Source organism: Epibacterium sp. Ofav1-8, assembly GCF_022348185.1.
In the GTDB taxonomy this organism is placed as follows: domain Bacteria; phylum Pseudomonadota; class Alphaproteobacteria; order Rhodobacterales; family Rhodobacteraceae; genus Epibacterium.
The window spans coordinates 74,609-99,407 of sequence record NZ_JAKRFD010000009.1; the positions used below are offsets into that span (position 1 = coordinate 74,609).

Consider the following 24,799-nt stretch of genomic DNA (forward strand, 5'->3'; position numbering starts at 1 on the left):
ATCCGGACGCGCCCGCGCCGCGCCCATAGGGCGCGGCGCTCGGCCCAACGGGAGGGCGGTGCATTTCAGATGCACTCCCGACGGGCGGGAGCTCCCCCGTCGCCACCACGCACTGCCATCAACCGGCCGGCGGCGTCCGCAAAAGGAAACGCAGCATTCAGCCCGTGTCCTCGCAATCGCCAGACAGGTCTTTCAGGATCGGACAATCCGGGCGATTATCGCCGGCACAACAGGTGATCAACTCTCGCAAAGTCTCGCGCATGGCCTCAAGGTCGGCGATCTTTGCCTCGATCTTGGTCAAATGCGCCTGAGCCAATTGCTTTACGTCCGCGCTGGCGCGCGTTTCATCCTCGTAAAGCCCAAGCAGGACCCGGCAATCCTCGATGGAGAACCCCAGCGCCCGTGCCCGGCCCAGAAACGCCAGCTTGTGCAGGTGGCGCTCCTCGAAACAGCGATAGCCATTGGCGCTGCGGTTGGGACGTATCAGACCGATGTCCTCATAGTAGCGGATCGTCTTGGCCGGCAATCCCGACCTGGCCGCCACATCACCGATATTCATCTGTCTTTGCCTCCCAAACGCTTGCCCCGCGCCCGGCATTCATCCGCCACGCGCCTGTCTGCCAAGATGGACGCGACCGCCGGTAATCTCAAGCCACTCCACGGAAACTTGAGCGCAATGGCGGGGCATGACGCAGGGAATGACGCTTCTGTCGGTTTTAAGCACCACCCGCCCCGCCTGCGCCCGCTATAGATCATCCTGACGATGCACGAGCGCCCCGGCTTTCGACAGTTGCGCACGCCCCGTGGCGTGATGTAGCTGTTAAGAAATCCGCACAGTGCCCGACAGCCCCGTGGAACACGGTCGCCCCGGCGACCAAACCGGCCGGATCTACGCGTGCAGGCTTGCTCCAGGAGCAGGCGGCGCACGCGCGTAACGGCCTGAAAAGTCTGAGAAGAAGGACAAAGCGATGATCAAGACCCGCGCCGCAGTGGCTCTCGAAGCAGGCAAGCCGCTGGAAATCATGGAAGTGAACCTCGAAGGCCCAAAGGCGGGTGAGGTTCTGGTAGAGATCAAGGCCACCGGCCTGTGCCACACCGACGAATTCACCCGCTCCGGCGATGACCCCGAAGGCATCTTCCCGGCGATCCTCGGCCATGAGGGCGCCGGTGTGGTGATCGAGGTGGGCGAAGGCGTCAAAAGCCTGAAACCCGGCGATCACGTGATCCCGCTTTATACGCCAGAGTGCCGCGAGTGTGATTACTGTCTCAACCCCAAGACCAACCTCTGTCAGGCGATCCGCTCCACGCAGGGTCAGGGGCTCCTGCCCGATGGCACCACCCGTTTCTCGCTTCCTGACGGGACGCCGATCCACCACTACATGGGCTGTTCCACCTTTGCCAATCATACTGTGGTGCCCGAAATCGCGCTGGCCAAGATCCGTGAGGACGCCCCCTTTGACAAAGTCTGCTACATCGGCTGCGGCGTGACCACCGGCATCGGTGCGGTGATCAACACCGCCAAGGTCGAAATCGGCTCCACCGCCATCGTGTTTGGCCTCGGCGGCATCGGCCTCAATGTGATCCAGGGCCTGCGTCTGGCCGGTGCGGATCAGATCGTCGGCGTCGACCTCAACCCCGGCAAGGTCGCAATGGCCGAGAAATTCGGCATGACCGATTTTGTGAACCCCTCCGAGGTGACCGGCGATCTGGTGGCGCATCTGGTTGAACTCACCGGCGGCGGTGCCGATTACACCTTTGATGCCACCGGCAACGTCAGCGTGATGCGCACCGCGCTGGAAGCCGCGCACAAGGGCTGGGGCGAAAGCATCATCATCGGTGTTGCACCTGCCGGGGCCGAGATCTCCACCCGTCCGTTCCAGCTGGTCACCGGCCGCTCCTGGCGTGGCACCGCCTTTGGCGGCGCCTCCGGCCGCACCGATGTACCGAAAATCGTCGATTGGTACATGGACGGCAAGATCGAGATCGATCCGATGATCACGCACAAGCTGACCCTCGATCAGATCAACGAAGGGTTCGAGCTGATGCATGAGGGCAAGTCGATCCGGGCCGTCGTGGAGTTCTGATCCACGCGCAGGCGCGACGCCGCCTGCCCCCGCAAGGGCCCACCAATAGCGCGGACCGTTCGCCCGGTCCGCGTTTCCAAGCCGCAGAGCTGCGCCGTCAGCGCCTGCCTGCATTTTATCCCGGCCTGCCTGCGCGTCATAGCGGATGGCGCTCCAGCGTTTCTCTCGGGTTAACTGCTTTTTTGATCTTCCGGCTCTCTTGCGGCGCTCTTCCCCGTGATGCAGGCTGCATCTGCCCCGCCCGAGGGGGCACCAGGATTTCAGATGTTGCACCTGTTCCACAACCGGACCTATCGGCACCTCTTTGCAGCGCAGGTGATTGCGCTTTTGGGGACTGGGCTGGCCACGGTGGCACTTGGCCTGGCCGCCTATGACATTGCCGGTGACCGCGCCGGCAGCGTTCTGGGGACGGCGCTTGCCATCAAGATGATCAGCTATGTGACCCTTGCCCCGATCGCCGCGGCGCTGGCCGACCGGGTTCCGCGGCGGATGTGGTTGGTCATGCTCGACCTGATCCGGGCCGCCGTGGTGCTCGGCCTGCCTTTTGTCAGTTCGGTCTGGCAGATCTATGGGCTGGTCTTTCTGTTGCAGGCCGCCTCTGCAGGCTTCACGCCGGCCTTTCAGGCCACAATCCCGGACATCCTGCCGGATGAAGAGGATTATACCCGTGCCCTGTCCCTGTCCCGCCTCGCTTACGACCTGGAGTCCCTGGCCTCGCCCGCCCTTGCGGCGCTGCTGCTGACAGTTGTCAGCGCCCCGTCCCTGTTCTTCGGCACCGCATTGGGCTTTGCCCTCTCCGCATTGCTGGTGATCTCGGTCCGCCTGCCCGCAGCAAGACCACAACCGCCGCGCGGGTTTTATGACCGTACCACGCGGGGCCTGCGGATCTATCTGCGCACCCCGCGTCTGCGTGGTTTGCTGGGATTGTCGCTGGCGGCTGCGGCGGTCTCCTCGATGGTGTTCGTGAACACGGTGGTGATGGTACGCGGGTCACTCGGCCTTGGCGAGGGGGAGGTCGCGCTGGTGCTTGGCGCCTTCGGCGCCGGTTCAATGCTGACCGCATTGTTCCTGCCGGCCCTCCTCGATCAGCTGCAGGATCGCAAGGTGATGCAGAGCTTCGCGGCCTTGGGCTGCGCATCGCTCTGTGCAACCGCCGTCTGGTCTGTCGCCGGCCTGACACTGAGCGGCCTGTTGCTCTGCTGGTTTCTGGCCGGCATTGGCTATTCCGGGACATTGACGCCGGCGGGGCGCCTGTTGCGCCGCTCTGCCCACCCGGAGGACCGGGCGGCCGTCTTTGCGGCTCAATTCACGCTCTCTCACGCGTGCTGGCTGTTGTGCTATCCGCTGGCCGGGCTGGGCATGACCTATTTCGGGCAGGAGGTAATCCTGGTGGTGCTCGCCCTGATCGGCATCGTCGGCCTTCTCGCAGGGAGCCGGGCCTGGCCGCTCGGCTCCGCCGCCCCCCTGCCCCACGCGCATCCGGATCTCCCCGACGACCACCCGCATCTGTTGGCGCATCCGTCGCGGCCGCACACCCATCCGGTCGTGATCGACGACCTCCACCCGCATTATCCACCCCTCGCGCCCTGACCGAAGCGTTCCCGGGTACGACCGCAGCCACAAGAGCGCAATGCCGCAGCGGGATCAGGTCTGGCCAGTTGCCTCGACGGCGGCGAGCTTGACATCATAGCCCCACAAGCGGCGCAGATGCCTGAGAACTTCGTCGCGATCCTCTTCGGCCAGATGCACATTGTCCCGCACCCGATGGGTGAGTTTCAGGGTCCGATCTCCCTTCAGATCCGCGTCCGTCACCTGAATGTCCGGCTCGATATAGGCCAGGTCGTATTGCCTGGCGAGGTCACGCCGGATCGCCCTGTAGCCAGCGCGATTGTGGATCTGGCTGATCACCAGCTGCGGATGCGTCTCATCATCGGTCAGCGTGAACAGCTTGAACTTGCGGATCAGATGCGGCGACAGGAATTGCTGGATAAAGCTCTCGTCCCGGTAGTTGGCCCAGGCGTTGCGCAACACGCCGCGCCAGTCCGGATCGCCCGCTATATCCGGGAACCACTCGCGATCCTCGTCGGTGGGCGCCTCGCAGATCCGCCGGATGTCCTGCATCATCGCAAAGCCCAGCGCATAGGGGTTGATGCCGGAATAGCGGGGATCATCATACTCGGGCTGCATCACCACATTGGTGTGGCTGTGCATGATCTCCATCAACGCCCCTTGGGTGATCAGCCCCTGATCGTAGAGCTTGTTGACAATGTAATAATGCACAAAGGTGGCGCAGCCCTCGTTCATCACCTTGGTCTGTTTCTGCGGGTAGAAATACTGCGCCAGCATCCGCACGATGCGCAGGATTTCGCATTGCCAGGGGGCCAGCACCGGGCTGTGCTTCTCCAGGAAATAGAGAATGTTCTCCTGCGGCATGTTCATCTGCTTGCGCCGGTCGGCATGGCCGCTGTCTTCACCGTCCACGTCGGGGTCGCGCTTCAGGCCAAGCGTTGCGTCGGTCCAGATATCGAGCGCGCTTTGGCCTTTTTCATACGCCTCCCGCATTTGCTGCATGGCCTTGCGCTCTTCGGCGGTGGGCTTGGGCGGGCGACCGTAGCGGAACACGCCCTGCGATTGCAGCGCATGGGCAGCGTCGAGTATTTCCTCCACCGCATCATAGCCGTAGCGTTCCTCGCAGGCGGCGATGTAGTTCTTGGCGAAGGCCAGATAGTCGTGGATGCCATCGGCATCGGTCCATTGCTGGAACAGATAGTTGTTCTTGAAGAAGTGGTTATGCCCAAAGGCCGCATGCGCCATCACCAGCGTCTGCATCGCCATGGTGTTTTCTTCCATGTTGTAGCTGATGCAGGGATTGGAGTTGATGACGATCTCATAGGCCAGACCCTGCCGCCCGGTGCGATAGAGCGCCTCGTCGCGGGCGAAATGCTTGCCAAAAGACCAGTGGTGATACATCAGCGGCAGGCCGACGCAGGAATAGGCATCCAGCATCTGCTCGGCCGAGATGATCTCGATCTGGTTCGGGTAGACATCCAGCCCCAGATCCTCAAGCGCGATCTTTTCAATGGCGTCGCGGGCCTTTTCCAACAGCTCGAATGTCCACTCCGGCCCGGTAAACAGCGGTGTGGCGGTGGATTTTGCAGTCTGCATGTGGATCAGCCTTTCACCTTGGGCAGGAAGAACTCCCGGAAGATCGGATAGATGTGCCCGGGTTCGGACACGCGCTGCATTTCGAAATGCGCGACCTTGTCCTTGACCTGCCGGTAGTTCTGCCAGAGATCCTCGCCCGCCTCGGTGTTGTCGAGCAGCATCTGGGCGCTCTCCTCGACGATCTCCACATAGGCGTAGAACTGGCAGACCGGCAGCAACTGCTCGGTCAGGATCTTGCGGCAACGCACCGAGTCATTGCCAAAATTCTCCCCGTCCGAGGCCTGTGCGCCGTAGATGTTCCACTCGTCCGGCGGATAGCGTTCGTCGATGATTTCCTTCATCTTTTCCAGCGCGGTGGAGACGATGGTGCCGCCGGTTTCGCGGGCGTAGAAAAACGTCTCTTCCTCCACTTCCTGCGCGTAATGGGTATGGCGCACAAACACGATTTCGGTGTGCTCATAGCCGCGCGTCAGGAACAGATGCAGCAACAGGAAGAACCGTTTGGCCAGATCCTTCTCGCGCTCCTGCATGGAGCCGGAGACATCCATCAGGCAGAAGACCACGGCGCGGGAGTTGCGGATCTTTTCCGGGACAAAAGTATCAAACCGCAGATCCAGCGGGTCGATATATCCGACCACGCGGCGCTTGCGCTTGATGCCGTCGAGTTTGACCTTCAACTCCTCCAGCAGTGACTCCTGGCTGGGCGAACGCGCCTCGACCGCTTCCAGATCGGCAATCTGCGCTTCCAGGTCGCGCTGGCTCTTGGTGGTGGGGCGCTGCAAGGCGATGCGGCGGCCCAGCGAATTGCGCATGGTGCGGACGAGGTTCAGGTTGTTAGGTGTGCCCGCGGTGGTCAGCCCGGCGCGGCGGGTGCCGATGGTTTCGGTCTCCACCGTGGCCTTTTCCACCAGATCCGGCAGCTCCAGCCCGTCAAACAGGATTTCAAGGTATTCATCCCGCGTCAGGGTGAAGGAAAACTCGTCATCGCCCTCCCCATCTTCGGAGGCCTTGCGCCCGCCTTCGCCAGCACCGCCCTGCGGCCGGTCGATGGTGTCGCCCACAACAAACTCCTTGTTGCCGGGCAACACATGGCGGCGATTGCCGCCGGGGCCGTGATACAGGCGCGGTTCCTTCAGCCCCTTGGCCGGAATGGTGATTTTCTCGCCATTTTCCGGAACGCTCTCGCCCTTGCCGATGGATTTTTCCCGGACTGAACGGTCAACGCGTTCCTTGATGTTCTCGCGCGCGCGTCTGAGGAACCGTTGCCGGTTCCCCAAGCTTTTGCCCTTTGGATTTGCGCGCCTGTCGATGAAGTGGTGCATATAGACACCTCCCGCCTGTTAGCCCGCCTTGTTCACTCGCATGTACCATTCGACGAGGCGTCGGACCTGCCTGTCGGTGTAGCCATGCTCGCGCATGCGTTCGACGAATTCCTGGTGCTTGCTCTCGGTCTGGCTGTCCTTCTTGGACCCGAAGGAGATCACCGGCAGCAGTTCCTCGACCTGGCTGAACATATGCTTTTCGATCACATCGCGCAGTTTCTCGTAGGAGTTCCACGCCGGGTTCGAGCCGGTATTGGCGCGGTGCCGCAGGGCAAATTTCACGACCTCGTTGCGGAAATCCTTGGGATTGGCGATGCCGACCGGCTTCTCGATCTTCGACAGTTCCGCGTCCAGCACCTCACGGTCGTAGAGCTGCCCGGTATCGGGGTCCTTGTAGTCCTGCTCTTCAATCCAGGCATCGGCATAAGAGATATAGCGGTCAAAGACGTTCTGGCCGTATTCGGTATAGCTCTCCAGATAGGCCTTCTGGATCTCGTTGCCGATGAACTCCTCATAGCGCGGCGCAAGCTCGGTCTTGATGAACTCCAGGTATTTCTGCTCCGTCTCCTGCGGGAATTGTTCGCGCTTGATCATCCCTTCCAGCACATACATCAGATGCACCGGATCGGCTGCGACCTCTTTGGTGTCATGGTTGAACACCGACGACAGCACCTTGAAGGCAAAGCGGGTGGAAACCCCGTTCATGCCCTCGTCCACACCGGCGCGGTCCTGATATTCCTGCACGGTCTTGGCCTTGGGGTCGGTGTCTTTCAGGCTCTCGCCATCATAAACCCGCATCTTGCTGTAGAGATTTGAGTTCTCATGCGGCTTCAGACGTGTCAGCACCGAGAACCGGCTGAGGATCTTGAGGGTTTCCGGCGCACAGGGCGCTTCGCGCAGCTCGGAGTTCTGGATCAGCTTTTCGTAGATCTTCGCCTCATCCGAAACCCGTAGACAATACGGCACCTTCACGATCGACACCCGGTCGATAAAGGCCTCGTTGTTCTTGTTGTTCTTGAACTGCTGCCATTCGCTCTCGTTGGAATGCGCCAGGATCAGGCCGTTAAAGGGGATCGCGCCGAAACTCTCGGTCCCCATGTAGTTGCCTTCCTGCGTGGCGGTCAGCAGCGGGTGCAGCATCTTGATCGGCGCCTTGAACATCTCGACGAACTCAAGCACGCCCTGCGTGGCCCGGTTCAGACCGCCGGAAAAGCTGTAGGCATCCGGATTGTCCTGACTGTAGTGTTCCAGCTGGCGAATATCGACCTTGCCGACCAGGGTGGAGATGTCCTGATTGTTCTCGTCCCCCGGCTCCACCTTGGCGACACAGATGCGACGCAGGCGCGAAGGATGCAGGCGCACGACGGTAAACTTGTTGATGTCGCCCTCGAACTCATCCAGCCGCTGCACCGCCCAAGGCGACATCAGCCCCGGCAGGCGATGGGTCGCGATCCCGTATTCCTCTTCCAGGATCGGCCCCATCCGCACCGGATCAAACAGGCCCAGCGGACTTTCGAAGATCGGCGACAGGTCGTTGCCGGCTTTCAGCACGTAGATCGGCTGATCCTCGACGATCCGCTTCAGCCGTTCCGCCAAAGAGGACTTACCGCCCCCGACCGGCCCCAGCAGGTAGAGGATCTGCTTGCGCTCCTCCAACCCCTGTGCGGCATGGCGGAAGTATCCCACGATCCGCTCGACCGTGTCCTCCATGCCGTAGAAATCCTTGAAAGCGGAATAGCGTTTGATCGTCCGGTTCTGAAAGATCGGCCCCAGTCGGGCGTCCTTTGATGTGTCGACCAGTTCCTCGTCGCCGATCGCCTTCAGCATGCGTTCCGCGACATTGGCGTACATGCTGGGATCATCGCGACAGGCCGTGAGATAGTCCTGCAAAGACATTTCCTGCTCGCGCGTCTGGCCATAGGCCTCTGCAAAAAGCTCTGCAACTTTATTCATCGGGGTCTCGCCTCCTGGTTAACGTCGTTACCCGTCCTCCTGGGTTCTGGGATTCCACGCGAACAGGGTAGCCTGACGAGGGCCGTTGAGGTGTCCGCGTTAAGTGTGGTCTTTGGGTTCTGCTCGGCGCTCGTGGCCGTCTCCCGACCCAGCATCCCTCTCACCCTTAACGGTAGAGGGATTTTGACTGGCGCCAAGGGCCTCGGCGTCGGATATCTTTTACTGATAGCATACACTACATGTGCCACTCAGCATAACGAACTTTGGTATATTTTCTATTAATACCAGTAAACTTTTATGTTCCTCTGCTTCAAATGTGAGCGATCAGAGCGTCAGAAAGTGTGAATGCCTCGTTCTTGACCCGCAGCCGCGACGCTCTGGACGGCCTGCGCAACACCGGTTCACAGCGGCTTTGCGATGCTGAACGGTGCCACACGACGGGCCGCGTCCGCCTTTTCGGCGCCGGTAACACTTCCTTAAGAACTGAGGCAAATTGGTCACTCCGCGCCGGAGAAGTCAGAAAAGTGAGGAGTTTGAGGCACGCCCCGGCCCCATTCATGGTCCCCCACGTCAATCTTGGACTGGACACATAATTAGAGATGAATGCATATTAACCTCAATAAAGCCGCAGAGACGGCACACGGCAGACACATATAGGCGAATGAAACCAGCGGCGCGTGCCTCGCATGAGGGCGTGTCCTGTATAAAGTGAGCAGTTTAGCATGAGCACCGTTGCATTTATTGCCCGCGATGCGTTGGGCACCAACCAGCATGGCACCTCGGCAGAAGGATCCCCTTCCATCATCCCGACAACCGGGGCCAAGGATATTTCCCTCAACCTCGATCCGACCGATGTCGAAAGCTACGCCCGCCGGGGGCGTGACCTTCACGTCACGCTGGCCGATGGCACTGTGGTGGAGCTGGACGGGTTCTACGACACCGCCAGCACCGGTCCGAAAAACCTGTTCCTCAGCGACGAGGGCGATTTCATCGAGGTTGTCCTGGAGGACAAATCCGAAGGCATGCTCTTTGCCAGCTACGAGCCGCTGGACCTGTCGGGCAAGTGGAGCGCCTATGACGATATGGTCTTCCTCGATGTGGACCGCATCGAACCGGTGGTCGCACCCCTGGCCGCGCCCCTGCTCGGGGGGCTTGGCGGCGTGGGAGCAGCGGCTGCCGGCGCAGCGGTCATTGCCGGCGTCGGTGGCGGCGGCGGCGGTGGAGGCGGCGGCGACGGAGGTGACGGCGGCTCCGATACCATCGTGCCAACCGTCAATGATGCCGACGGCACCTATGATGTCCCCGAGGGCGACCCTGACGGCGTGACCATTTCCGGAACCGGCGAGGCGGGCTCCGATGTGGAGGTCACCATCGGCGATGTGGTGGTCACCACCACTGTCGAGGATGACGGCACCTGGTCGGTGAACGTTCCCACAGATGATCTGCCCGATGACGGGGTCTATGAAACCGTGGTTGACGTGGTGGCCCCCGATGGCACCACCTACGAGGACCTGGACGGCCCCACCATCGACATCGACTCCGAGCCGCCCACCGTCATCATCACCGAAGGCACACAGTCGGTCGGCGATATCGTCGACGGCGACGAGCAGGCCAGCGGCACCATCATCACCGGCACCGGCGAGGCGGGCGCAACGGTTTCCCTGGAAATCAACGGCGCCACTCAGACCACCACGGTCGCCGAAGACGGCACCTGGTCGGTGACCTTTACCTCTGATGAAATCGAAACCGGCGAATACGAAACCGGGATCACCATCACCACCACCGACCCGCATGGCAACAGCACCACCACGACGGATGTGCTGGAGGTGGATACCGAAACCGCCGTCACCATCGACAGCGGCCTGTCGGGCGGGGATGACATCGTCACCGCGGCAGAAGCGGCGGCAGGTGTGGCGATTACCGGCACGGCCGAGGCCGGGGCCACCGTCGAAGTCACCATCGAAGGGGTCACCCGCACAACCACCGCGGCCAGCGATGGCACCTGGACCGTCACCTACCCCTCGGGCACCGTCTTTGACACCGAGGGCGAATATGATCGCGAGATCACGGTCACATCGACCGATACGGCGGGCAATACTGCGACGGCGACATCGACCATCGCAGTCGACACCGATGCCGGTTTTGTCCAGCTTGACGACGACCCGATCGAAACCGACGATATTATTAATGCCGCGGAGCGCGCGGACGGTGTGACCATCACCGGCACCGCCACCGCGGGCGAGACCGTCACCGTGACGCTCGGCGATGCCAGTGGCACCACCGTGGCCGACGCGGACGGCAACTGGTCCTATGATTTCGACGCGAGCGAGATCGACGAAGGCACAGACACGCTCGATGTCACCGCCTCGATCAGCGATGACCTCGGCAACACCGAGACCGACAGCGACACGGTGGCGCTCGACACCGAGGTGGTGAACTATGGGTCCGAGACGCTTCAGACCTCGGACGATGTGGTCAACACGTCCGAATTGAACTCCGGCTTCACCCTGGCTGGCACAGTCGAGGAAGGCTCCACCGTTTCTGTGGAAATCGATGGCACCACCTACCCGGCCAGCGTCGACGACGATGGCAACTGGAGCCTGACGCTCGACGGTGATGATCTGGGCACGGACTCCCGTGATGTGACCGCCACCATTTCCGCCACCGACCCGGCCGGGAATGTGGAGACCATTACCCAGGACTTCAGCATCGACACCGATGTGGACACGCCCACATACCTTGGCGAAACCGTCATCCTCGGCAATATCGAAGACGTCTATCTCGATGAAACCACCGATGACCTTGCCCTCTACACCGTGAGCGACAGCGGCACCGCCACCGAGGCGGAGTTTGATCTGAGCCTGTCGTCAGGACGGGTCGAACTCGATCTTGAGACGCCGGTTGCCGACGGGACCAACCTGCTGGTGCAGGGCACCGATGACGCGGGCAACACGTCTTCGACCCTGGTGATCAACCACGAGACCGTCAGCTCCGAACTGTTCGAGAACCTGGATGGACATAACATCGACACGCTGAACCTGGTGTTCGAGGACAGCGGCAATGGCTCCAACGTCACGCTGACCGAAGAGATGATCAACGCGCTGTCTGAGAATTCCGACACGCTGGTGGTCCGGGGCGATGACTCGGCGGATCACTCGGTTACCCTCACAGGCGCAGAGGCAGACGGAACTCGCGACGTGGATGGCGAGACCTTCAATGTCTATACCATCGGCGACGGTGACACCACGCTCCTGGTCGAAGACGACGTGAATGTCATCATCTAAAAACGCCCGGCGCGCGCGCCGCCTGCCCTCCTCGCGGGGGCGGTCGGAGCGCGCCGAGGCGATAACCCGTGGATCAACCATGGGATCTGAGGCACGAGGGACAGCTATGGCTCTGGCACGACGCATTTCTGCCGTTGCACTGATGTGCAGCCTGACGGCCTGTGATCTGCCCGCCCCCGGAACCGCGGCGGGAGATCCGGCAACCGGCGCTGCGCGCAGCAATTTCGCCCAGGCGGAAGATGCCCCGCAATCCGAAGTCATCTCGGCGCTGATGCAGCGCCGCTCGCTGCTGGAACCGGGCAGTATTTACGACACCGTCGCGGATGCGGCGCTGTCGGCCTCTGCCCGTGCCTCCGAATCCGACCTTATCAGTGCCAAGCTGCGCGCCGAGGCAAAGTCAAAGAACTGGCTGCCCTCTCTGCGCCCGAGCGTGAGCCTCAACGATCTCGGTGAAATGGTTGCAAGCCTGCTGCTGGAGCAGGTACTGTTCGACAATGGCCGCCGCAAGGCCGAACGCGCCTTTGCCGCCGCCGACGTGGAGGTGGCCGCCGTCACCCTGTCCGAAGACATGAACGACCGGGTCGAAACCGCGCTCTCGCTTTATGTGGCAGGGCTGCGCGGGGACGAGAAAGCCGCCTATGCCCATCGCGCCATCCGCACCATGCGCGATTTCGAGCGCGTGGTGGTGGGCCGCGTCAACGGGGGCGTGTCGGACCGCTCCGACCTCAATGTGGTGCAGTCCAAGATCAGCGGCGTGCAATCCAGCATGGCCACGGCCAATGATGCCGCCCGCACCGCCCGCGCCGAGCTGGAAGCGATGACAGGCCAGCAGTTCCCGGCCTCGCCGCAGCGGCTGGACCTCAGCCTGCCGCCGGACGGCAGCGCCTACCTGAGCGTGCTGAAGGCCCAATCCGAGGCCACTCGCACCATCGAACAGGCCAAGATGGAGCGCGCCGGTCTGTTGCCGCAGGTCTCGGCGACCGGGCAGGTCGGCAGCGAGGGTGAGGGCGCCGGCGTGCTGTTGAACCTGGCCGAGCCGCTTGGCCTTGGCACGCCCGCCGCCTTGCAGGCCGTCGAAGCCTCCAAAGAAGCCGCCCGCCGTCGCATCGGCGAGGTGGAGGAAGAGGCACGGCGCGAGTACAGCCGCGAGATCCAGCGCCTGGCCTCCTATCGCCGCCAGGAACGCGAGGCCTTGTCGCTGTCCCGCGCCAGCCGCGAAACCTACAACCTGTTCAAGGCCCAGTTCGAGGCCGGTCAGCGCCCGGTCATGGACGTGATCCCGATCTACGAGGAACTGGTGAAGCGGGAACAGGCCTATATCGACGCAAAATATGAAGTTGTGCTGATCCAGCTGGCGCTTGCGGCCTCGCTGGGTCTGTTGGCGGATGGGGACAAGATTTGACGGATCACGACAATCAGACTCCGCCCGCAACGGCGCCCAAACCAGCCAAGCGCGGCTTGAAGCTCTCCTCCGTGACCGGCGGGCGCGCTCTCAAGGGGCGCGCCTCCGGTCCCGCTGGCAAAGGAGGCAAGGCTCCGGTCAAGATTTCCATGGTGGCCCCCTCGCCTGCCGAAACCTCAGCCCAGGACGGCCCGCGCCCCGAGGCAGAGAAGCGCCCAAGCGCCCCACGGGCCTCGATGACACCCAGCCTTCCCCCAGCCCCCACGGACGACAGTGCAGCGCGCGAAAGCGATGCAGCCGCGCCCCCGGAACCGGGTCGCGAAGACGAGACCATCGCGACGATCTCCCCCACGGCGATCACGGGTCCATCCGCGCAGGACACGGACCCCGCCCCCGAGGACGCTGTCCCTTATCACGACCGGATCAAGGCGCGGGCACAGCTCATGTGCCGCCTCGCCTCGCTGCGCGGGGTGACGCTGGCACCGCAGGATCTGGTCGAACAGCTCCAGGCCAGCGGCGCAGCCTCCCTGCGCCCCGAAGCGATGATGAGCGCACTGATCTCCTCCGGCCTGAAGGCCCGCGTGCAGCAGGTCAAACGCCCCACCGCGCGCACCTGGCCCGCGATCGCGATCATGCAGGGCGGCCAGCCGGTGCTGGTGCTGAGCCAGGGCAAGGCCGGTGTGACCATCTACGATACGTCCTGTCCTGACAATCGGGCCGAAGTGCCGATGCAGGACTTCATGCCCTTCTTTACCGGGCAGGTTCTGACCGCGCGCGCGACGCTTGCACAGCTGACCCAGCGCCATACGCCCCAGCTCGACACCTCACATTGGTTCTGGGGGGAATTCCCCAAGTACCGCCGCCAGATGAGTGAGATCATGCTCGGCTCGCTGGTGGCCAATGTGCTGGCCGTCGCGGTGGCGCTGTTCTCACTGCAGGTCTATGACCGGGTGGTGCCGCATCAGTCGCAGGCGACGCTCTGGGTGCTGGCGATCGGGGCGCTGATGGCGATCGGGATGGAAGGGCTGCTGAAGCTCGCCCGCGCCCGCATCACCGACGCCGCCGGACGTCAGATCGACATGGCCGTGCAGCACAAGCTGATGCGCCGGGTCATCGGCCTGCGCATGGATCAGAGCCCGCTGCCGCCCTCCGGCCTGTTTGCCGCGATGCGCGACTTTTCCTCGGTGCGGGAGTTCTTCACCTCCTCCACCCTGTCGACGCTGGCGGATGTGCCCTTTATCGCCGTCTTCCTGCTGCTGGTGGCCTCGATCGGTGGCCCGGTGGTCTATGTGATCATGATTGGCGGCGTGCTGATGCTGCTGCCCGGCTATTTCATCCAGAAGAAAATGCTGGCGATGACCCGCCAGGCGCAGGGCGCCTCGGCCAAGAGCGGCCGGCTGCTGCAAGAGGTTGTCAGCGAGATGGAGACCATCAAGACCCAGCGCGGCGAGGAACGCATCCTGCGGCTCTGGGACGAGCTGAACCTGTTGTCCTCGCAGGCCTCCAACGGCCAGCGCAAAATGGCAAGCGCCCTGACCTACTGGAGCCAGGGCGTGCAGCAGGCCACCTATATCTGCGCCGTGATCCTGGGCACCTACATGGTGTTTGCAGGCGAATTCACCGTCGGCACCATCATCGCCACCGGCATCCTGACCAGCCGCACGCTGGCGCCGCTGACGCAATTTGCGGGCACGCTGGCGCGCTGGAGCAATGTGCGCGCGGCGCTGGATGCGCTGGACGTCATCGCCACCGCCCCGCAGGAACGCGAGAAAGGTCGCGCCTATCTGCGCCGCGAGACCATCGAAGGCCGCTTTGAGCTGCGAGAGGTGGTGTTCCGCTACGACCCCGAAGGCGCACCAACCGTGGATGTGCCCGCCGTTGCCATCACCCCCGGCCAGCGCGTTGCGGTCCTTGGCGTGAACGGCTCGGGCAAATCGACCCTGCTGAAGCTGCTCTCGGGCCTCTACGCCCCCGAACGTGGCCGGGTCATGATCGACGGCACCGACATGAGCCAGATCGAACCGCGCGACCTGCGCCGTCACATCGGCTATCTCGGCCAGGAGGTGAAGCTCTTTGCCGGCACGCTGCGCGACAACCTGAACCTCTCCTATCTGACCCATGACGACGAACAGCTGATGACGGCGCTGGAATTTGCCGGCCTCGCCCCGTTTGTGCGCAGCCATCCGCGTGGCCTGGACCTGCAGATCGGCGACGGCGGCGCGGGCCTGTCGATCGGCCAGCGTCAGGCCGTGGGCTGGGCCCGGCTGCACCTGCAGAACCCCTCAGTCGTGTTGCTGGACGAACCCACTGCGGCCCTGGACCAGACCCTGGAGCGCACCCTCGTCAGCCGGTTGGATGACTGGCTCGGCGAGCGCACGGCCATCATTGCAACCCACCGCATGCCGATCCTGTCTCTGACCAATCGCACCCTGATCCTGCAAGCCGGGCGCATGGTCGTCGACGGCCCCCGCGACGAGGTTCTGGCGCATCTGAATGGAGGGGGCAAAGCCTCATGAGCATTGCAGCCGATATGGACATTCTCGAAGGCACCCATGGCGCCAGCCGCATGATCAAGCTGGTGGCGCTGGTGCTGGTGCTGTTCCTGACCTGGGCCGGCTTTGCCTCGGTCGATGAAATCGTGCGCGCCGATGGGCAGGTGGTGTCCTCGTCCCGCTCGCAGATCGTGCAGAACCTCGAAGGCGGCATCCTGGCCGAGCTGCACGTGCGCCAGGGCGATACGGTGCAGGCCGGACAGGTCCTGGCCAAGCTCCAGGACACCAAGTTCCGCGCCGCGTCCGACGATCTGCAAGACCAGATCGACGCGCTTGAGATCAAGCAATACCGGCTGGAGGCGGAGATCGAGGGCGCCTATGAGTTCACGGTGCCCGGGGCGCTGGCAAGCCGTTCGCCCTCCATCCTCGCTTCGGAGCGGGCGCTGCTCAAGGCCCGCCAGAGCGATTTCGACAGCCGCCGCAACAGCGCCGAGGACATTCTGCGCCAGCTAAAGAACGAGTTGTCGAACCTGCGCTCCCTGCACGAGCAGAAGATCGTGGCGCTGCTAGAGGTGAACGAAGCCAAGAAGAAGGTCAGCGACGCCCAGGCAAAGTTCGACGAGATCGGCACCCAGTCGGAACTGGAACTGGCCGAGGAATACTCCGACACCCTGCGTGAACTGACCTCGCTGCGACAGGAACAGCGGCTCGCCCGCGATCAGCTGGAGCGCACCGTGATTACCTCGCCGATGGCCGGCATCGTCAACAGCCTTGCCGTCACCACGATCGGTGGCGTGATCCGGCCCGGGGACGAGATCCTCGAAATCATCCCGCTGGGCGAAGAGCTGTTTGTCGAGGCGCGGGTGAAGCCCGAGGACATCGCCAACGTGCAGCGCGGACAGGATGTGACCATCAAGCTCACCGCCTATGACTATACCATCTACGGCTCGCTCCGGGGCAAGGTGGACATCGTCTCCGCCGATACCTTCGAGGATGAGCGCGATCCGGACGCGCCGCCCTACTACCGGGTAACGGTGCGGGTGGATCGCTCCAGCCTCACCGCGCGCCAGCAGCAGATCGAGATCCGCCCCGGCATGCGCGCCACCGCGGAGCTTCAGACCGGCTCCAAGACCATTCTGAGCTACCTGCTGAAACCGCTCTACAAATCCCGCGAAGCCTTCCGCGAACCCTAGGACCGGCACCGACCGGGGGTGCGACACGGGTGCGGAACAGCAAAAAACCGGCCCTGCCAGCCAGGGTCCGGATCACCGCTGACACATCCAGCGGGCCGTCATTCTCATGTTGCGAGGAGAGACAGCCGTTCTGGCCTGTCACACCTGGCATCGTTGTCTAAAGCTGGCCCCACCGCCAGCCTGGCTGCGTCGTCAGATCGCGCTTTGCATCATCATCCGCAGCGTGCTGTCGAGAGCGGTGCCGATCGACACCCGGCGATGCCCCATCGCGGCCTTTGACGAAATCACCGAGACGATCTTGGGCGCCTGCCCCGGGGTGACGTCCAGCACTGGTGCGCCGGAGGCTCCGAAATCGACACGGCAGGACATCACCAGCGTGCGGGTGCGACGGGACAGCACATGGCACCCCTGCTGTCGGCTGGCGCGCGTTGCATTGTGATAGCTGTAGGACAGCACATCCACACTCGCTCCCCGGTCGGCGCGGGCCGACATCGTAAACGGACGGATCTCGGACCGGCTGATCGGCGTCGACAGGCGCAGCACCGCGATATCATGTCCCAGTTGCGCGTTGCCGCCTGCACGGAATTGATAGGACGGATGTATCACGGCCTTGCTGACCATACGCGCCGCCTTGAACCGGCGCCCGTCGAGCCCCGCCTCAAAGCGGATCCCGCGCGGGTTCACCCGCCGCCCGGTCTGCGCATCATAGACGCAATGCGCCGCGGTCAGAACGAGGTTGGACGCAATCAGCGTTCCCGTGCACATGTATTTTCCGGCTATATTGAGCCGCCCGACAGCTTCCCACCCCGGCAAGCTGCTGGCCCTGCGATCCTTGGCCATGGCAGACTCGGACATGCCGAAAGACAGGCATGCCGCGATGATCGCTAGCATCAGTCTCATGGTTCCACTCCATTTTCCCACGTTCACACCCTCGTTCAGGCGTGCGGCTGGAATATGGCTGGCCCCTGTTGGCCTTGGACCAATTCATGGATTGATTGTGACAGTGTTAACAAACCTTAACCCCCCCAGGTCAGATCAGGGTCAGGATCGCAGAAAACCCATGCACTATGGGCACAAAAGTTAACAATAAAGACAAATTGACCCTAAAGTCATGGAATTTAAAACAAATTGTAGCAAATACAGGGCCAATATCCCCGGATTGTTCCCATTTCGGTGGATAATACCACCGCAAAATCAGCGATGTGGGGCACCAAATCTGTCACAATTGCCACATTCGAACAGGTTTCAGATCCCTTAACTGAGGCAGCAATCGTTAAAGTTTTAGGAGTCGGTGCAAAAACGCGCGCCCCGAACGGGACGCGCGCAGCTGCGGACGACAGAATGGCGGCTTGCAGGATCAGCGGTACAGAAGCGACCGCCCGTTGTGGAACAGATGTACCTTGTCCGGTCTGGCAAAGAGACGCACGCGCTGCCCTCGCAGCCCGCCGTGGATGCCCGGAAGCTTGGCAATCAGCGGCTCCCGGCCCGGGGCTGCGGTGAAATACAGCACCGTGACCTCTCCCAGCGCCTCGACGATATTGACGGTGGTGTCGATCACCGCACCGCCCTCGCCCTCTTCGAACAGATCTTCGGGGCGCACGCCCACATTCACCTGCAACCCCATATCGCTGTCGCGTGTCGGCACGGTCGAGGTGATCTCCTCGCCGTGTTCCAGCCGCAGCCGCGTCTGTTCGCCCGTCGCGATCACCTCGCCCGGGATCAGGTTCATCGCCGGAGAGCCGATGAACTGCGCCACAAACTCGTTTTCGGGGCGCTCATAGAGCTCCAGCGGTGTGCCCACCTGGGCGATGCCCTTGTTGGCCAGCACCACGATGCGGCTGGCCAGGGTCATTGCTTCCACCTGATCGTGGGTCACGTAGATCATGGTGCTGTCGGGCATCGACTCCTTCAGCTGCGCGATCTCGATCCGCGTCGCCACCCGCAAGGCCGCGTCGAGGTTCGAGAGCGGCTCGTCAAAGAGATAGACCTTGGGGTCGCGCACGATGGAGCGGCCGATCGCCACCCGCTGCCGCTGCCCGCCCGACAGCGCCTTGGGCAAGCGGTCGAGGTAATCCTCCAGCTGCAGGATCTTGGCCGCGCGCTCGATGGCGGCGTCGATCTCCTCTTTGCTTTTGCCGGCAATCTTGAGCGCAAAGGCCATGTTGTCGCGCACCGTCATATGCGGGTAGAGCGCGTAGGACTGGAACACCATGGCGATGCCGCGCTGCGCCGGCGGGATGTCGTTCATCACCGCACCGTCGATCTCCAGCGTGCCGCCAGTGATCCGCTCCAGCCCCGCGATCATCCGCAACAACGTGGACTTGCCGCAGCCCGACGGCCCCACAAAAACGATCAACTCGCCCTGCTGGATATCGAGATTGATGTCGTTCAGGACATTGACCGCGCCGGCATAGGTCTTTTCCACTCCGGTCAGTTTCAGGTTCGCCATGGTGTCCTCCTCCCAGAGTGTTTTATACGCGCCGTGCGAGGCAAGGTTGCCACGGAGCCAGTGTCAGTGTGCCCACCGTTGCCGCCACATCCGCAGTGCCCAGATCCGCACCCAGCTGCTCCCACGCGCCCGCGGGCAGGGTGATTTCCGCCGGTGTGTCACCGAGGTTGAAGGCGCAGAAGATCTCCTCGCCTTCGGCAGTACGGGTGAACTGCACCACATTGCCCGTGGCCTGCACCCGGTCATGGCTGCCTCGCGATAGGGCGGCATGGGCGCGGCGCAGGGCAATGGCGCGGCGATAATGGTGCAGCAGCGCGTCCGGGTCCGCTTCCTGCATGCTTACTGCGCGGTTTGCATGCTCCAGACTGACGGGCAACCAGGGGCGTGCCTCGGAGAAACCGCCATAGGTGTTGCCCTGATCCCAGACCATCGGCGTGCGGCAGCCGTCGCGGCCCTTGAATTCGGGCCAGAACTCGATGCCATAGGGGTCTTGCAAATCCTCAAACGCGATGTCGGCCTCGGGCAGGCCCAGTTCCTCGCCCTGATAGATGCAGACCGACCCGCGCAGACACATCATCATGGTGGTATAGAGCCGCAGCGCCGCATCCGACAGGTTCCAGCGGCTGACATGGCGGACAACGTCGTGGTTGGAAAACGCCCAGCAGGCCCAGCCATCGGCGGCCACCTCATCGACGGTGTCGAACACCTCTGCCACCCGCGCTGCGTTCAGCGGATCCTTGGCAAGGAATTCAAACGCGTAGCACATGTGCACGCCGGTGTTGCCAGCGGTGTACTGACCGAGGATCTCCAGCCCGCGCTGCGCGTCGCCCACCTCGCCCACGGCGGTCTTTGCCGGGTATTCATCCAGCAGCGCGCGGAACCGCGCCAGGAACTCGAGGTTCTCCGGCTGGTTCTTGGAATAGAGGTGCTCCTGATGGTTATAGGGGTTCACTGAGGGGGCGATATTGGAATTGCGCTGATCCTTGGGCAGCGCCGGATTGGAGCGCAGCTCCTTGTCGTGGATATAGAAGTTGATGGTGTCCAGACGGAAGCCATCGACGCCGCGGTCGAGCCAGAACCGGGTGGCGTCCAGCAAGGCATCCTGCACCGCGTCGCAGTGGAAGTTCAGGTCCGGCTGCGAGACGAGGAAGTTGTGCAGGTAATACTGTTCGCGCCTCGCATCCCAGTGCCAGGCGGGGCCACCAAAGATCGACAGCCAGTTGTTCGGCGGCGTGCCATCGGGCTGCGGGTCGGCCCAGACGTACCAGTCGGCCTTGGGGTTGTCGCGGCTCTGGCGGCTTTCGGCGAACCAGGGGTGCTGATCGGAGGTATGCGACAGCACCAGATCGATCATCACCCGCAGGCCAAGGTCATGCGCCTTGGCCACCAGCGCATCAAAATCGGCCAATGTGCCGAACATCGGATCGACATCGCAATAATCGCTGACGTCGTAGCCGTAGTCCTTCATCGGCGAGGTGAAAAAGGGCGAAATCCAGATCGCATCCACCCCGAGCGAGGCAATGTGTTCCAGCCGCGAGGTGATGCCCGGCAGATCGCCGATGCCGTCGCCGTTGCTGTCCTGATAGCTGCGCGGATAGATCTGGTAGATCACCGCCCCGCGCCACCAGTCAGGATCATTGGCCAGAACGGAGGCGGGGTTGATGGAGGTCTGAGCGTTCATGTCGTGAAGTCCGTCATCGGAGGTTGAAAGTTGAACACGGTGCATGGGTCGGTCACTTGACCGAACCGGCCAGAAGCCCACGCACCAGGTATTTCTGCATGGCAAAGAACACCGCCAGCGGCACCGCGATGGAGACAAAGGCGGAGGTCGCAAGGATCTCCCAATTGCCGCCGCGGGTGCCCAGAAGCTCGACGATCTGCTTGGTCATCACCGTGGTCTCGCCCGTGGCGTCGATCAGGAACACCATCGCCACCAGAAGATCGTTCCAGGTCCACAGGAACTGGAAAATCGCAAAGGAGGCCAGCGCCGGGAACGACAGCGGCAGAATGATGCGGGTGAAGATCTGGAAATCGGTGGCGCCATCGACGCGGGCGTTCTCGATGATGTCGCGCGGGATGCCCACCATGTAGTTCCGGAGCAGGTAGATCGCCAGCGGCAGGCCAAACCCGGTATGCGCCATCCAGACGCCGAGGTAGCCCTTGCCGATGCCGATCTCGTTGTGGAACTTCAGCAGCGGGATCAGCGCCAGCTGCAACGGCACCACCAGCAGGCCCACGATGGCGGCGATCAGCAGGGCACGGCCCGGGAACTCCATCCACGCCAGCGCATAAGCGGCAAAGGCGGCCACCAGGATCGGAATGATCGTCGCCGGGATGGTCACCGTCAGCGTGTTGAAAAACGCCCGCGCCATATTGTCGGTCGACCCACCCGAGATCAGGATGGTCTCATAGTTTTGCAGCGTGAATTCCGGCGGCACCACAGCGGTGACAAAGACCCGCGGCCCCCGGCGTCCGCCCATTTCCTCTTCGGCCTGAAGGCGATAGCTGCCGTCGGCCTGCACCGTCAGTTGACCGCCGCGGCGCAGCTCGGCAGTGTCACCCGGCCCATAGGCAGAGATGTCGCGCGCGTTGGTGCCCCAGGCGGAGATTTCCGCCTCGCTGTCATCTTCGAACAGGTTGCCCTCGATCACCCAGACATCACCGTCCTGCACCTGGGTATCGGGTGCGGCCGTGCGCAGGGTGAGGTTCTGCTCGGTTGGGAACAGCGCCTTCCACCAGCCCGAGGTGGCAATCTGGTCGCCGGTCCGGAAGGACGACACCAAAAGCCCCACGGTCGGGAACAGCCACAGCCCAACCAGCACGATGACCGAGATACGAAGCGCCCAGATCAGCCCGGGCTTCTGTCCTGCAATGGCATTCATGGCAAAGCCCTCCCTCAGCGCATTTCGCGGCGTGCGTTGTAGACGTTCCAGACCAGGATCGGCGTCACCAGCAGCATGATGATCATCGCCGAGGCCGAGCCGACGCCCCAGTCATTGGCGCGGAACAGCTTGTCGTACATGTAGTTGGCCAGAACCTGCGTTTCCCACTGGCCGTTGGTCAGGGCGAACACGATGTCGAAGATCTTCAGCACCACGATGGTAATGGTGGTCCAGACCACCACGATGGTGCCCATGATCTGCGGCACCTTGATCTTGAAGAAGATCTGGAACGGACCGGCGCCATCGACGATGGCCGCCTCGATGGTTTCCTCGGGGATGCCGCGCAGGGCCGCCGACAGGATCACCATGGCAAAGCCGGTCTGAATCCACACCAGCACCATCATCAGGAAAAAGTTGTTCCAGAACGGGATGGTCAGCCACTGCTGCGGCTCGACACCGCCAAGCCAGATGTAGATCGCATTCAGGATGCCGATCTGTTCGGTGCCCGGCGGGCGCGCGTCATAGACCAGTTTCCAGATCACCGCCGCGCCGACAAAGGAGATCGCCATGGGCATGAAGATCAGCGATTTTGCGATATTGCCCCAGGCCAGCCGGTCGGTGAGCTGCGCGGCCAGCAGGCCAAACGCGGTCGAGGCCGCAGGCACCACCAGAAGCCAGAGGAAATTGTTGCGCAGCGCCTCCCAGAATTTGTCCTCGCCCAGCATCTGGCTGTAGTTGGCAAGGCCGACAAACTCCGACCCGCCGCCGGGCTGGCGCTCCGTCAGCGACAGACGCAGGGTCTCCACCACCGGGTAGGCCAGATACAGCCCCAGCGCCAGCAGGGCCGGAAACAGGAACAGCCACGGTCGCACCATATTGGCGCGTCGGATATTGCGGGCAATCTCCTTGCCCCGCGCCGGAAAGATCAGCGTGTCGAGGATAAGGTTCGAGAGGTAGAAATAGCCGACACAGCCCCCGACGCCAAAGGCGATGGTCAGCAGCCCTTGAATGGCTGGATGCATGACTGGCTCCTGAAGAAGAATTGGGGCCGACAAGGCAGATCGCGTGTTGGCGCGGCCTCACCGGCAAGGGAAGCGGGGCCGCCCCAGAGCGACCCCGCGACAGGACGTGCGGTTACTTCAGCGCGTCCCAGGAGGATTGGATGTCGGTGGCCACTTCCGCCGCAGGCTTGCCACCCGCGTAGTCCACCATACCGGTCCAGAAGCTGCCGGCACCGACGCCGCCCGGCATCAGGTCCGACGCATCAAAGCGGAAGGTGTCGGCGGACAGAAGGATCTCGCCCATCTTCTTCAACGTGTCGGTGGCATAAAGCTCGGTATTGACGCCCTTGTGCGGTGTCAGGAAGCCCTGCTGTGCCATCCAGACCTCATGCGCGATCGGGGATTTCAGGAATTCCACCAGCGCCCGTGCGCCATCGCTGTCATTGGTGATCGACCAGATGGTGCCGGCCCCCAGAACCGGGTTGCCCAGTTCCTTGCCCTCATAGGCGGGGAAGTAGAAGAAATCCGCGTCCAGACCCATTTCGGTGCCTTCGGGGAAGAAGGCCGGAATGAAGGACGCCTGACGGTGCATCATGCACTGCGGCGGGCTGGCGAACAGGCCCTTGGGGCTGTCGCGGAAGTCGGTGGAGGCCACCGCCCCTGCCCCGCCGGAGACATAGTCGTCGTTACGCGCGAAATAGCCGAACTCCTCGATCGCCTCGACGACGCGCGGATCGTCGAACGGGATCTCGTTGCTGACCCACTGGTCATAGACCGCCGGGTCCTGCGTGCGCAGCATCATGTCCTCGACCCAGTCGGTGGCCGGCCAGCCGGTCGCACCGCCGGAGCCCAGCCCGATGCACCACGGGGTGTTGCCATCCTCGACCATCTGATCGGTGAGGGTCTTCAGCTCTTCCATCGAGGTCGGGATCTCATAGCCGAAATCCTCGAAGTTTTCCGGGTTGAACCAGACAAGGGATTTCACATCGACCTTGTAGAACAGGCCAAACAGGCCGTCATCGCCCTGCGGTCCCGAGAATGTGCCCAGATCCACCCAGGACTGACCCGCGGCGTAGTTGTCCTTGACCCAGTTTGCGGTGTCGTCGCCCAGCGGTGCGATGAACCCGCGCGCGGCCATGTCGGACACGAGGCCGGGCTGCGGGAAGACCGCCACATTGGGCGCGGAGCCGGCTTCGGCATCGACGACGATCTGCTGTTCAAAGCTGTCGGAGCCTGCATAGCGGACGTCGGCCCCCGTTGCCGCTGCGAAATAGGCCAGCACATTTTCGACCAGTTCCTGGTCCGGACCAAGCCAGGGACCAAAAACCGTCACCTGCTCGCCGCCGAGGTCGATCTTTTCCAGTTCGGCGTAGCTGTCCCAGTTGAAGTCGCCTTCTCCGACCGGAAAAATCAGCTCCTGCGCGCCAGCGGTACCGGCCACCAGTGCCATCACGCCCGCGGCCGTCATCAAACTCCGTTTCATCGTATCTCCTCCCGATGTTTTTTTGCGCCATCATCCCGTGTTGGTTGTTTTTATGAGGCTAGTATTTTGAGCACCCGAACCAAACAACC

At 62.7% G+C, this 24,799-nt stretch carries 16 protein-coding genes; 6 read left to right on the forward strand and 10 right to left on the reverse strand.

Annotated features, from left to right (window positions below; translation table 11 throughout):
• Nucleotides 1-157 precede the first annotated feature (157 nt).
• Nucleotides 158-559 (reverse strand): Cu(I)-responsive transcriptional regulator, encoded by a 402-nt coding sequence (cueR, locus tag MHM97_RS15010; RefSeq protein WP_239323184.1) that lies wholly within the window; start codon nucleotides 557-559, stop codon nucleotides 158-160.
• Between the two features lie 412 nt (nucleotides 560-971).
• On the opposite strand from cueR, the gene MHM97_RS15015 reads away from it, so the two are divergent.
• The gene (locus MHM97_RS15015) at nucleotides 972-2,084 is read left to right on the forward strand and encodes an S-(hydroxymethyl)glutathione dehydrogenase/class III alcohol dehydrogenase (RefSeq protein WP_239323313.1); all 1,113 of its coding nucleotides are present in this window, start codon (nucleotides 972-974) and stop codon (nucleotides 2,082-2,084) included.
• Nucleotides 2,085-2,348: 264 nt separating this feature from the next.
• Complete coding sequence (locus MHM97_RS15020) at nucleotides 2,349-3,674, forward strand: MFS transporter (RefSeq protein ID WP_239323185.1); 1,326 nt, start codon at nucleotides 2,349-2,351, stop codon at nucleotides 3,672-3,674.
• A 54-nt stretch (nucleotides 3,675-3,728) separates the two neighbouring features.
• On the opposite strand, the gene MHM97_RS15025 is transcribed toward MHM97_RS15020, so the two are convergent.
• The 3 genes from MHM97_RS15025 to MHM97_RS15035 are packed head-to-tail and all read right to left on the reverse strand — an operon-like array spanning nucleotide 3,729 to nucleotide 8,524.
• Nucleotides 3,729-5,249 carry a SpoVR family protein gene (locus MHM97_RS15025; protein WP_239323186.1) on the reverse strand — a complete coding sequence of 507 codons (1,521 nt, stop codon included), beginning with the start codon at nucleotides 5,247-5,249 and terminating at the stop codon, nucleotides 3,729-3,731.
• 5 nt (nucleotides 5,250-5,254) lie between these two features.
• Nucleotides 5,255-6,571 carry a YeaH/YhbH family protein gene (locus MHM97_RS15030; protein WP_239323187.1) on the reverse strand — a complete coding sequence of 439 codons (1,317 nt, stop codon included), beginning with the start codon at nucleotides 6,569-6,571 and terminating at the stop codon, nucleotides 5,255-5,257.
• Between the two features lie 18 nt (nucleotides 6,572-6,589).
• Complete coding sequence (locus MHM97_RS15035; protein WP_239323188.1) at nucleotides 6,590-8,524, reverse strand: PrkA family serine protein kinase; 1,935 nt, start codon at nucleotides 8,522-8,524, stop codon at nucleotides 6,590-6,592.
• Nucleotides 8,525-9,246: 722 nt separating this feature from the next.
• On the opposite strand from MHM97_RS15035, the gene MHM97_RS15040 reads away from it, so the two are divergent.
• From MHM97_RS15040 to MHM97_RS15055, 4 genes are all read left to right on the forward strand, one after another.
• A complete protein-coding gene (locus MHM97_RS15040; protein ID WP_239323189.1) occupies nucleotides 9,247-11,808 on the forward strand; it encodes an Ig-like domain-containing protein in 2,562 nt (853 codons plus the stop codon).
• A gap of 106 nt (nucleotides 11,809-11,914) precedes the next feature.
• The gene (locus tag MHM97_RS15045; RefSeq protein WP_239323190.1) at nucleotides 11,915-13,210 is read left to right on the forward strand and encodes a TolC family protein; all 1,296 of its coding nucleotides are present in this window, start codon (nucleotides 11,915-11,917) and stop codon (nucleotides 13,208-13,210) included.
• Entirely contained in the window at nucleotides 13,207-15,726 is a 2,520-nt protein-coding gene (locus MHM97_RS15050; protein WP_239323191.1) for a type I secretion system permease/ATPase, read from the forward strand. Before MHM97_RS15045 ends, MHM97_RS15050 begins: the two co-directional genes overlap by 4 nt.
• Nucleotides 15,723-16,895 carry an HlyD family type I secretion periplasmic adaptor subunit gene (locus tag MHM97_RS15055; protein WP_239323192.1) on the forward strand — a complete coding sequence of 391 codons (1,173 nt, stop codon included), beginning with the start codon at nucleotides 15,723-15,725 and terminating at the stop codon, nucleotides 16,893-16,895. The genes MHM97_RS15050 and MHM97_RS15055 overlap by 4 nt, the downstream gene beginning before the upstream one ends.
• Before the next feature lie 192 nt (nucleotides 16,896-17,087).
• On the opposite strand, the gene MHM97_RS15060 is transcribed toward MHM97_RS15055, so the two are convergent.
• The 6 genes from MHM97_RS15060 to MHM97_RS15085 form a co-directional block, all read right to left on the reverse strand.
• Nucleotides 17,088-17,795 carry a trypsin-like serine peptidase gene (locus MHM97_RS15060; protein WP_239323193.1) on the reverse strand — a complete coding sequence of 236 codons (708 nt, stop codon included), beginning with the start codon at nucleotides 17,793-17,795 and terminating at the stop codon, nucleotides 17,088-17,090.
• Nucleotides 17,796-18,252: 457 nt separating this feature from the next.
• A complete protein-coding gene (locus tag MHM97_RS15065) occupies nucleotides 18,253-19,344 on the reverse strand; it encodes an ABC transporter ATP-binding protein (RefSeq protein WP_239323194.1) in 1,092 nt (363 codons plus the stop codon).
• 22 nt (nucleotides 19,345-19,366) lie between these two features.
• A complete protein-coding gene (bglA, locus tag MHM97_RS15070; protein WP_239323195.1) occupies nucleotides 19,367-21,025 on the reverse strand; it encodes a beta-galactosidase BglA in 1,659 nt (552 codons plus the stop codon).
• A 52-nt stretch (nucleotides 21,026-21,077) separates the two neighbouring features.
• The gene (locus MHM97_RS15075; protein ID WP_239323196.1) at nucleotides 21,078-22,226 is read right to left on the reverse strand and encodes a carbohydrate ABC transporter permease; all 1,149 of its coding nucleotides are present in this window, start codon (nucleotides 22,224-22,226) and stop codon (nucleotides 21,078-21,080) included.
• A 14-nt stretch (nucleotides 22,227-22,240) separates the two neighbouring features.
• The gene (locus tag MHM97_RS15080; protein ID WP_239323197.1) at nucleotides 22,241-23,248 is read right to left on the reverse strand and encodes a carbohydrate ABC transporter permease; all 1,008 of its coding nucleotides are present in this window, start codon (nucleotides 23,246-23,248) and stop codon (nucleotides 22,241-22,243) included.
• A 112-nt stretch (nucleotides 23,249-23,360) separates the two neighbouring features.
• Entirely contained in the window at nucleotides 23,361-24,710 is a 1,350-nt protein-coding gene (locus MHM97_RS15085) for an ABC transporter substrate-binding protein (protein WP_239323198.1), read from the reverse strand.
• Between the last annotated feature and the right edge of the window lie 89 nt (nucleotides 24,711-24,799).